Here is an 8,179-nt window from a genome sequence, read left to right on the forward strand (position 1 = left end):
GGCGAATCCTCTCTTTATTACTGTCATAAGAAGCGGGCGAACAAACCGAACACGGCCAGTCCGACGATGACGTAGAAAATCCATTTGCCTTCACCCGTATGAATGATTGGAGGTGAATATTTGCGCGGCTTGTACTTTCCGTAGCGGAGCGGGCGCGAGTATGGGACCGCGAACCGGGAGAGCGGGATTGCGAGCAAGAACCCGGCCAGGAAACCATACACATGTCCCCAAAGTGACACGTTCGCGCCGATGAGCGTGAACACGGCGCTGATGGCGACGAAGATATAGACGAGTCGTGCGTCCTGGCTATAGATGAGCGTCCGGCGGAACCGACCGATGTAAACATAGAAGCCGAGAATCGCTAAAATCGCACCTGACGCACCGGCTTGCAGGTAGAACAGTTCACTCACCGTGAAAAACGTGAGCAGGTTGGCAAGCACACCAGCGACGATATAGAACACGGCGAATTTGATATGGCCGACCATACGTTCCATGGCAGGTCCAAAGATAATCAAAGCGAACGAGTTGAACAGCAAATGACCGAGCCCTAAGTGGATGAAGTTGGCCGTCAAGAGACGGTACCATTCCCCTTGGGCGAGCGCGAGATGGAACGACCCACCGAGTGCGACGATTCGGAGATCGGGTACCAAAGAATCGATGACAAACACGAGCAGTTGGATTACAATGAACAGCGTTACGAGCGGATACGCTCGGACGAACGTTTGGACATTCTCAGTACGACTAAACATAGCATCACCTCTTTCCTTAATTGTATAAGGAAACGAGTGAAAAAGGAAAGGAGCGAGTGTCCTGTGATTGTGGGAATCGGAATCGATATCGTCGAGCTCGAGCGGATTGCTCGCTCGATCAAGAATGACCGTTTCGTCGCGCGTCTGTTGACCGAAGCTGAGCGGGCGCTCGCCGACGCCTATCCAGAACAACGCCGCATCGAATTCGTCGCTGGACGGTTCGCGGCGAAAGAAGCGTATGCCAAAGCGGTCGGGACCGGGATTGCCCGGGGCCTGTCGTGGCAACAAATCGAAATTTTACCGGACGAGGCCGGGCGACCACATATGACGGCGCCGTACTCAGGCCGGATTCATATGAGTATCAGCCACAGCGAGCAATACGCCGTGGCACAAGTCATCATTGAAGAGGGGGATCACGATGTTTCGTCCAAGTTGGATTGAAATTGATCGGGCGGCGATCAAGCATAACGTAATCGAAATCAAAAAACGGATCCCGCAAGCGCTCATGGCCGTCGTCAAAGCGAACGCTTACGGACATGGAGCCGTCGAAGTCGCGAAAATTGCACTCGAGAACGGGGCGACGATGCTCGGTGTGGCCTTACTCGAGGAGGCAATCGAGCTCCGAGAGGCCGGGATTAAAGCGCCGATTCTCGTCATGGAGGCCCAGTTCCCAGAAACTGCGGGCGTCGCAGCCGAACACGATGTGACGTTGTCCGTCTTTTCGGCCGACTGGTTGCGTGAGGCGTGCACACATCTATCTGACCGTCCGCTGACCGTTCATGTGAAAGTCGACACGGGGATGGGTCGTCTCGGTTTGCGGACCCGCGCCGAACTTGATGCCCTTTTAGAAGCGGCAGATGACCGTTTCGTCATTGAAGGGATCTATACGCATTTCGCGACGGCGGATGAGCCGGACAGTGAGCTTTACTATGAGCAGCAGGAGCGGTTTGCTCAATTGATGGATGGACTCCACTCGCGATTCCGTTACATCCATACATCGAACTCGGCCGGGGCGATCCGCATGGCCGGACAAGATGTGCCGTATAACTTGGTCCGGGTCGGCATCGCGCTCTATGGATTGTATCCGTCGGCTGAGATGGCTTCCTTCTATTCATTTTTACGTCCGGCCTTCACGTTGAAGAGCAAGCTCATGCAAGTGAAGCAACTCGAAGCTGGACAGACGATCAGCTACGGAGCGACGTATACGACGACTGCAGATGAGTGGATCGGTACCGTGCCGGTCGGATATGCCGACGGCTGGATTCGTAAAGCGAGCGGATTCGAAGTCGGTGTAAACGGACACCGTTGTCCGATTGTCGGTCGTGTCTGTATGGACCGCTTCATGGTAAGGCTTCCCGAGTCAGTTCCGGTCGGGACGGTCGTCACGCTCATCGGCGGACCGGTCGCGATTGATGAACTGGCCACGCATCTCGAGACAATCAATTACGAGGTCGTCTGTCAATTGACGAGCCGCCTCCCACGACGTTATGTGTAAAGCGGAAAACGTGTGAAATTATCTGAATTCTTTCGGGAATCCTCTATATTTTCCCAAACTCGCGTGTTATATTGGTAAAGAACGCGGGAAGATTTCCGCCAGTCATTGAAACGATTCTGGAGGTGTAAGATGTTGAAACAGCGAACTGCGGGTGCTTTAGCGTCCGTTCCAGATCGGTTCTCGCAACATGTGGGTCCGATTTCGATGAAAGATCGTGAATCATTGTCATTGAACGATGTAGTGACGTACTTGTCCAAAGAAATTGCTGATCGACAACAAACACTGCGCGAAGAATTGGCGAGAGGCTATCAAGAGATGGCCGCGTTTAATTTGAATATGGCAGAAGAGATGCTGATGATTGAGACGGAAGCCGAACATGCTCTCTTACGTCAAGTAAGCGGGGTGTGAGCGGAGTGATCGTAAAGCGTGGTGACGTGTTTTATGCGAATCTGTCGCCCGTAGTCGGTTCAGAGCAAGGTGGAGTTCGTCCGGTTCTCGTCATTCAAAACGATATCGGCAATCGCTTTAGCCCGACCGTCATTGTCGCTGCGATTACGGCTCAGATCCAGAAAGCAAAACTGCCGACTCATGTAGAGGTATATCAAGTCAAACATGGTCTCGAACGAGATTCCGTGATTTTGCTTGAACAGATTCGAACGATTGATAAGCGTCGTCTGACAGATAAAGTCACTCATCTCGATGATGAGACGATGCACAAAGTTGACCGAGCGCTAGAGATTAGTCTGGGATTAATCCCTCTCTAGCTTACATATAAAGAAACCGATACATGGGTATCGGTTTTTTTTCAAAAAATTCTTCAAAAAATAGTTTAGAATTCTGTAAAACGGGAATTTAGTTTAATCGTACTCAATTTTTCTGTACGCACATTAGGAGGGAATATACGATGGATTTAGCGATTCGCGAGCAAGTCATTGGAGCACAATTACACCTTTACGTATCCGGAGAAGTGGATACATATACCGCACCAAAATTGAAGGAAGTCTTGCACCCGGCTATTACGGAGCAGGATGTTACCGTTCATTTGGATGAAGTGGATTATATGGATTCAACTGGTCTTGGCGTATTTGTCGGTGCCCTTAAAATAGCCAAACGTAACGAGAAAGAGTTGTCGCTCGTCGGCGTCACCGACCGCGTCAACCGTCTCTTTGAATTGACAGGACTGCACAAGTTGCTTTCAATCAACACGAACGTAAGAGGTGGCACGCAATGAGTAACATCGAACAGACGGTGATGACGTTCCCGGCCAAACCGGAGTATGTCGGTGTGGTCCGTTTAGTCGTCTCAGGAATCGCTAACCGTATGGGATATACGTACGACGAGATCGAGGATATTAAAATCGCGGTCTCGGAAGCCTGTGGCAATGCTGTTCAACATGCCTATGAAGATCAAGAAGGTGAAGTGAAGCTTACGTGTGGCGTTCATCAAGATCGTCTCGAAATGACGATCGAGGACTCGGGCAAAACATTTGCCGACGACGTGAAACGCCAAGCGGCGCCAGTCGAAGAGACGGCTGAAATCGAATCGCTTCACGAAGGAGGACTCGGTCTTTTCCTCATTGAAGCCTTAATGGATGACGTCTCGATCAACAAGGACAATGGTGTCAAGGTGACGATGACGAAACTCCTTAACAGGGACGAGGTGGATCAGAGTGCCAGCAAAATCTCAACAACGCCATCACAGTGATGATGAAGTATTAGAGTGGATCGAGCGTTATCAACAGGACGATCAAAACGAAGAAGTCCAAATGCTCCTCATCAACCGATACTCGGACCTCGTTGAGGCGCTTGCACGAAAGTTTTCGCGAGGCCGGGCCATTCATGACGACCTCGTTCAAGTCGGCATGATCGGACTTCTCGCTGCCCTTCGTCGTTTCGACCCTGAGTTTGGACGCAGTTTCGAGTCGTTTGCCGTTCCGACGATTATCGGTGAAATCAAGCGTTTCATCCGTGACAAGACGTGGAGCGTCCACGTTCCACGCCGGATTAAAGAGCTTGGGCCGAAAATCAAGAAGACGGTCGAAGAGTTAACGACCGAATTGCAACGTTCACCACGCATCGATGAGATCGCTGATCACCTCGGTGTTTCCGATGAAGAGATTCTCGAAACGCTCGAGATGGGTAAGAGCTACCAAGCCCTTTCCGTCGACAGCTCAATCGAAGCGGACAACGAAGGTTCGACCGTCACGCTCCTAGACCTCGTCGGGAGTCAAGAACGTGGTTACGAATCGGTTGACCAGCGCCTCATCCTTGAAAAAGCGTTCAGCGTGTTGAATGAACGGGAACAGGCGATTCTGGAATGTGCTTATTATAAAAACATGAGCCAAAAAGAGACGGGTGAGCTCCTTGGGATTTCACAGATGCACGTATCGCGCTTACAGCGTCGTGCGCTCGAAAAATTACGCGAGGCCATCAAAGTCCCGCTCAATGAAGTATTCTCAAACGATGACTAAACGGTCATCGTTTTTTTGTCGTCCACGCGTGAGTTTGCTACACTTCAAGAGAGAAGAGAAAAGGAAGTGATTCGATTGATTACGAAAATCGCAAAAGATTTGAAGTTGAAGACGAGTCAAGTCGAGACGGTGCAACAACTCGCCGCGGACGGAGCGACGATTCCGTTCATGGCCCGGTACCGTAAAGAAATGACCGGTAATCTCGATGAAGTGGAAATCAAAGCCATTCTCGATGCCTTACAATATGAAGAGAGTTTGCACAAACGTAAGACGGACGTCCTCGCCAAACTCGAGGAACTCGAGAAGGCGACACCAGAGTTGACCCGTGCGCTTGAAGCTGCGACGAGCCTGCAACAAGTCGATGACATCTACCTTCCTTATCGTCCGAAGCGACGGACGAAAGCCGAGCAAGGACGGGAGAAAGGGCTCCAACCGCTCGCTGACTGGTATCGTCAACCAACGCTATATTCGGTGACCGAAGCACAGTCGTTAGCGGGGGACCTCTCGCTTGAAGAAGCACTTCCGTTCGTCCAATCGATTATCGGGGAGGAGTGGGGCGAAGTGGCGACGCTTCGACAATCACTCCGTACACGAGTCCGGAAAGAGGCGCTTCTTCGTTCACAGAAGAAAAAACAGGCGGAAGATGAGAAAGAAGTGTTCGCCCAGTATTATGAATATGAAGAGAAAATCGCAGGAATCGTCCCACACCGAATCCTCGCCTTGAACCGTGGAGAGCGCACTGATGTGTTGCAAGTGAAGGTCGTCTTCGATGAGACGGGTTTCATACGACAAGCGCTCGGTAAGTTTGACCGCTTGCCGACGGAGAAACGCGAACTCGTTACGCTCGCCGTGAAGGATGCCTTCAAGAAGTCGGTGTTCCCGGCCATCGAACGCGAAGTCCGGAGTGAGTTGACCGAGACGGCTGAAGAACAGGCAATCGATGTGTTCTCAAAAAACTTGAAACAGCTCTACATGCAACCACCGCTTCGTGAGGTCGTCGTCCTAGGGATTGACCCAGCCTATCGAACGGGTTGTAAATGGGCTGTCGTCAATGAAATTGGAAAAGTCGAAGAGGTCGGTGTCTTCTATCCGACGGCACCGAAACATGATGTCGCCGGTTCAGAGAAAGTGTTGACGTCGCTCGTGAAGCGTTATCCAATCTCGGTCATCGTCATTGGCAATGGGACCGCCTCCCGTGAGACGGAGCAGTTCGTATCGACCTGGCTGAAGAAGGCGGAACGCGAGATAGCCTATGCCATCGTCAACGAAGCGGGAGCGAGTGTCTATTCGGCTTCAGAAATTGCCCGATCAGAATTCCCAGAATTGAAAGTGGAAGAACGTTCGGCCGTCTCGATTGCTCGGCGTATTCAAGACGCGATGGCGGAACTCGTCAAAGTCGATCCGCAGTCTGTCGGGGTCGGGCAATATCAGCATGACGTCAGTCAGAACAAGTTGAAAGGATCGCTCGAGTTCGTTGTCGAGAGTGTCGTCAACATGGTCGGCGTCGATGTGAACCGGGCTTCGGAGTCATTGCTCACGTATGTATCCGGATTGAATAAGACGACGGCTAAAAATATTGTCGCGTATCGGGATGAGTTCGGCCGCTTTGATACACGGAAAGAAATCAAGAAAGTACCACGTCTTGGAGCGAAGGCGTATGAACAAGCAGCCGGCTTTTTACGAATCACGAACGGGAGCGATGTGCTCGATCAGACAGAGATTCATCCAGAGAGCTATAAACTGACACTCTCTCTATTGAAGGAACTCGGTGTTTCGAAGCAAGCGGTTGGCACGGCTGAACTGCGGGAACGATTAAAAACGGTCGATGCCAAAGTGCTAAGTGAGAAGCTAGATGCCGGATTACCGACAGTCGAAGATATCTTGAAGTCGCTCGCGAAACCTGGACGTGACCCGCGCGAAGATATTCAGAAACCATTGCTTCGGACCGACGTTATGAACTTGGAGGACCTTCAAGTGGGGATGGAGTTCCAAGGGACGGTGCGAAACGTCATCGACTTTGGGGCGTTCGTTGATATCGGGGTGAAGCAAGATGGACTCGTCCATATTTCGAAATTGTCGAATCGCTACGTCAAGCATCCGCTTGATGTCGTCGCAGTCGGTGATATCGTCACCGTATGGATCGAACAAGTGGACGCCAATCGTGGACGGATCAGTCTCACGATGTTGGAGCCGAAGAGTTAAATAAGAAGGAACTAGCACCGGGCAAAATGTTTTTCATTTTGCTCGGGTTTTTTTATAAAAAAGTGTTGACGGTCTTTTCTGCCCGTGCTATCTTATAGAAGTCGCCGAGAGACGACATGGAATATTAAAGCTTTTCTAAAAAAGTGATTGACAGGTTTCTGGTTTGCGGTTACAATTTAAATCGTTACTTCGATAAATTCAAGCAACGTTCCGCAATAGCTCAGTGGTAGAGCAACCGGCTGTTAACCGGTAGGTCGTAGGTTCAAATCCTACTTGCGGAGCCATTTTATTTTGGAGACGTACCCAAGAGGCTATAAGGGGCTCCCCTGCTAAGGGAGTAGGCTGGGAAACCGGTGCGAGGGTTCGAATCCCTCCGTCTCCGCCACTTAATTTTTAGAAAACACATACATCTGGCCCGTTGGTCAAGCGGTTAAGACACCGCCCTTTCACGGCGGTAACACGGGTTCGAATCCCGTACGGGTCACCATCATACGGAGGATTAGCTCAGCTGGGAGAGCACCTGCCTTACAAGCAGGGGGTCGGCGGTTCGATCCCGTCATCCTCCACCATTTCAAATTTAAGCACGTATAACGGTCTTGTGGTGTAGGGGTTAACATGCCTGCCTGTCACGCAGGAGATCGCGGGTTCAAATCCCGTCAAGACCGCCATTTACGTTGGGCCGTAGCCAAGTGGTAAGGCATCGGATTTTGATTCCGACATGCGAAGGTTCGATCCCTTCCGGCCCAGCTTATAATTTGAGTCATTAGCTCAGTTGGTAGAGCATCTGACTTTTAATCAGAGGGTCGCAGGTTCGAGCCCTGCATGACTCACCATTTTTTATCCCTCGTAACACCTTAATACGCTGCGGTCGTGGCGGAATCGGTAGACGCGCTAGGTTGAGGGCCTAGTGGTGGTTAACACCGTGGAGGTTCAAGTCCTCTCGACCGCACCAATATGCACCCTTAGCTCAGCTGGATAGAGCGTTAGACTACGAATCTAAAGGCCGGGAGTTCGAATCTCTCAGGGTGCACCATTTTTATTATGGGCCTATAGCTCAGCCGGTTAGAGCGCACGCCTGATAAGCGTGAGGTCGGTGGTTCGAGTCCACTTAGGCCCACCATTTAAACTGACGAACTTTGAAAACTGAACGATGAGGCAAAAAAGTTTTACAATTTTTGAATGAAGCGCAAGCTTCGTCATTTTTAAAGAGCTATATCAAATTCTTTGGAGAGTTTGATCCTGGCTCAGGACGAACGCTGGCGG

The 8,179-nt window shown here is 50.9% G+C and carries 9 protein-coding genes and 10 tRNA genes; 18 read left to right on the forward strand and 1 reads right to left on the reverse strand.

Annotated features, from left to right (window positions below):
* Positions 1-23 precede the first annotated feature (23 nt).
* On the reverse strand, positions 24-749 hold the full coding sequence (locus KNP72_RS14895; RefSeq protein WP_034780868.1) for a rhomboid family intramembrane serine protease: 726 nt from the start codon (positions 747-749) through the stop codon (positions 24-26).
* 63 nt (positions 750-812) lie between these two features.
* On the opposite strand from KNP72_RS14895, the gene acpS reads away from it, so the two are divergent.
* The 18 genes from acpS to KNP72_RS14985 all read left to right on the forward strand — a co-directional run bounded on the left by acpS (position 813) and on the right by KNP72_RS14985 (position 8,036).
* Complete coding sequence (gene acpS, locus KNP72_RS14900; RefSeq protein WP_214718376.1) at positions 813-1,190, forward strand: holo-ACP synthase; 378 nt, start codon at positions 813-815, stop codon at positions 1,188-1,190.
* Complete coding sequence (gene alr, locus KNP72_RS14905; protein WP_214834246.1) at positions 1,168-2,244, forward strand: alanine racemase; 1,077 nt, start codon at positions 1,168-1,170, stop codon at positions 2,242-2,244. Before acpS ends, alr begins: the two co-directional genes overlap by 23 nt.
* Before the next feature lie 129 nt (positions 2,245-2,373).
* On the forward strand, positions 2,374-2,652 hold the full coding sequence (locus KNP72_RS14910; protein WP_021068181.1) for a hypothetical protein: 279 nt from the start codon (positions 2,374-2,376) through the stop codon (positions 2,650-2,652).
* 5 nt (positions 2,653-2,657) lie between these two features.
* The gene (locus KNP72_RS14915; RefSeq protein WP_029596222.1) at positions 2,658-3,008 is read left to right on the forward strand and encodes a type II toxin-antitoxin system PemK/MazF family toxin; all 351 of its coding nucleotides are present in this window, start codon (positions 2,658-2,660) and stop codon (positions 3,006-3,008) included.
* Between the two features lie 140 nt (positions 3,009-3,148).
* On the forward strand, positions 3,149-3,475 hold the full coding sequence (locus KNP72_RS14920) for an STAS domain-containing protein (protein ID WP_214834249.1): 327 nt from the start codon (positions 3,149-3,151) through the stop codon (positions 3,473-3,475).
* Positions 3,472-3,948: an anti-sigma B factor RsbW gene (rsbW, locus tag KNP72_RS14925; protein WP_021068184.1), complete on the forward strand. Its 477-nt coding sequence runs from the start codon at positions 3,472-3,474 to the stop codon at positions 3,946-3,948. The genes KNP72_RS14920 and rsbW overlap by 4 nt, the downstream gene beginning before the upstream one ends.
* Positions 3,914-4,714 (forward strand): RNA polymerase sigma factor SigB, encoded by an 801-nt coding sequence (gene sigB / locus KNP72_RS14930; RefSeq protein ID WP_021068185.1) that lies wholly within the window; start codon positions 3,914-3,916, stop codon positions 4,712-4,714. Before rsbW ends, sigB begins: the two co-directional genes overlap by 35 nt.
* Before the next feature lie 75 nt (positions 4,715-4,789).
* Entirely contained in the window at positions 4,790-6,916 is a 2,127-nt protein-coding gene (locus tag KNP72_RS14935) for a Tex family protein (RefSeq protein WP_214834254.1), read from the forward strand.
* Between the two features lie 209 nt (positions 6,917-7,125).
* Positions 7,126-7,200 (forward strand) — tRNA-Asn (locus KNP72_RS14940).
* Between the two features lie 9 nt (positions 7,201-7,209).
* Positions 7,210-7,301: transfer RNA gene (locus KNP72_RS14945), tRNA-Ser, on the forward strand.
* A 27-nt stretch (positions 7,302-7,328) separates the two neighbouring features.
* Positions 7,329-7,403: transfer RNA gene (locus KNP72_RS14950), tRNA-Glu, on the forward strand.
* Positions 7,404-7,409: 6 nt separating this feature from the next.
* A tRNA-Val gene (locus KNP72_RS14955) sits at positions 7,410-7,485 on the forward strand.
* Between the two features lie 23 nt (positions 7,486-7,508).
* Positions 7,509-7,584 (forward strand) — tRNA-Asp (locus KNP72_RS14960).
* Positions 7,585-7,591: 7 nt separating this feature from the next.
* Positions 7,592-7,663: transfer RNA gene (locus tag KNP72_RS14965), tRNA-Gln, on the forward strand.
* Between the two features lie 10 nt (positions 7,664-7,673).
* A tRNA-Lys gene (locus KNP72_RS14970) sits at positions 7,674-7,749 on the forward strand.
* Between the two features lie 31 nt (positions 7,750-7,780).
* Positions 7,781-7,868: transfer RNA gene (locus KNP72_RS14975), tRNA-Leu, on the forward strand.
* A gap of 4 nt (positions 7,869-7,872) precedes the next feature.
* Positions 7,873-7,949: transfer RNA gene (locus KNP72_RS14980), tRNA-Arg, on the forward strand.
* 10 nt (positions 7,950-7,959) lie between these two features.
* Positions 7,960-8,036, forward strand: a tRNA-Ile gene (locus tag KNP72_RS14985).
* Positions 8,037-8,179: the final 143 nt, after the last annotated feature.

Source organism: Exiguobacterium sp. s152 (assembly GCF_018618335.1).
In the GTDB taxonomy this organism is placed as follows: domain Bacteria; phylum Bacillota; class Bacilli; order Exiguobacteriales; family Exiguobacteriaceae; genus Exiguobacterium; species Exiguobacterium chiriqhucha.

Excerpts from the sequence above, each read along its gene's own strand:
- KNP72_RS14895 (WP_034780868.1), bottom strand. The coding sequence starts at position 749 with ATGTTTAGTCGTACTGAGAATGTCCAAACGTTCGTCCGAGCGTATCCG.
- alr (WP_214834246.1), top strand. The coding sequence starts at position 1,168 with ATGTTTCGTCCAAGTTGGATTGAAATTGATCGGGCGGCGATCAAGCAT.
- KNP72_RS14910 (WP_021068181.1), top strand. The coding sequence starts at position 2,374 with ATGTTGAAACAGCGAACTGCGGGTGCTTTAGCGTCCGTTCCAGATCGG.
- KNP72_RS14920 (WP_214834249.1), top strand. The coding sequence starts at position 3,149 with ATGGATTTAGCGATTCGCGAGCAAGTCATTGGAGCACAATTACACCTT.
- rsbW (WP_021068184.1), top strand. The coding sequence starts at position 3,472 with ATGAGTAACATCGAACAGACGGTGATGACGTTCCCGGCCAAACCGGAG.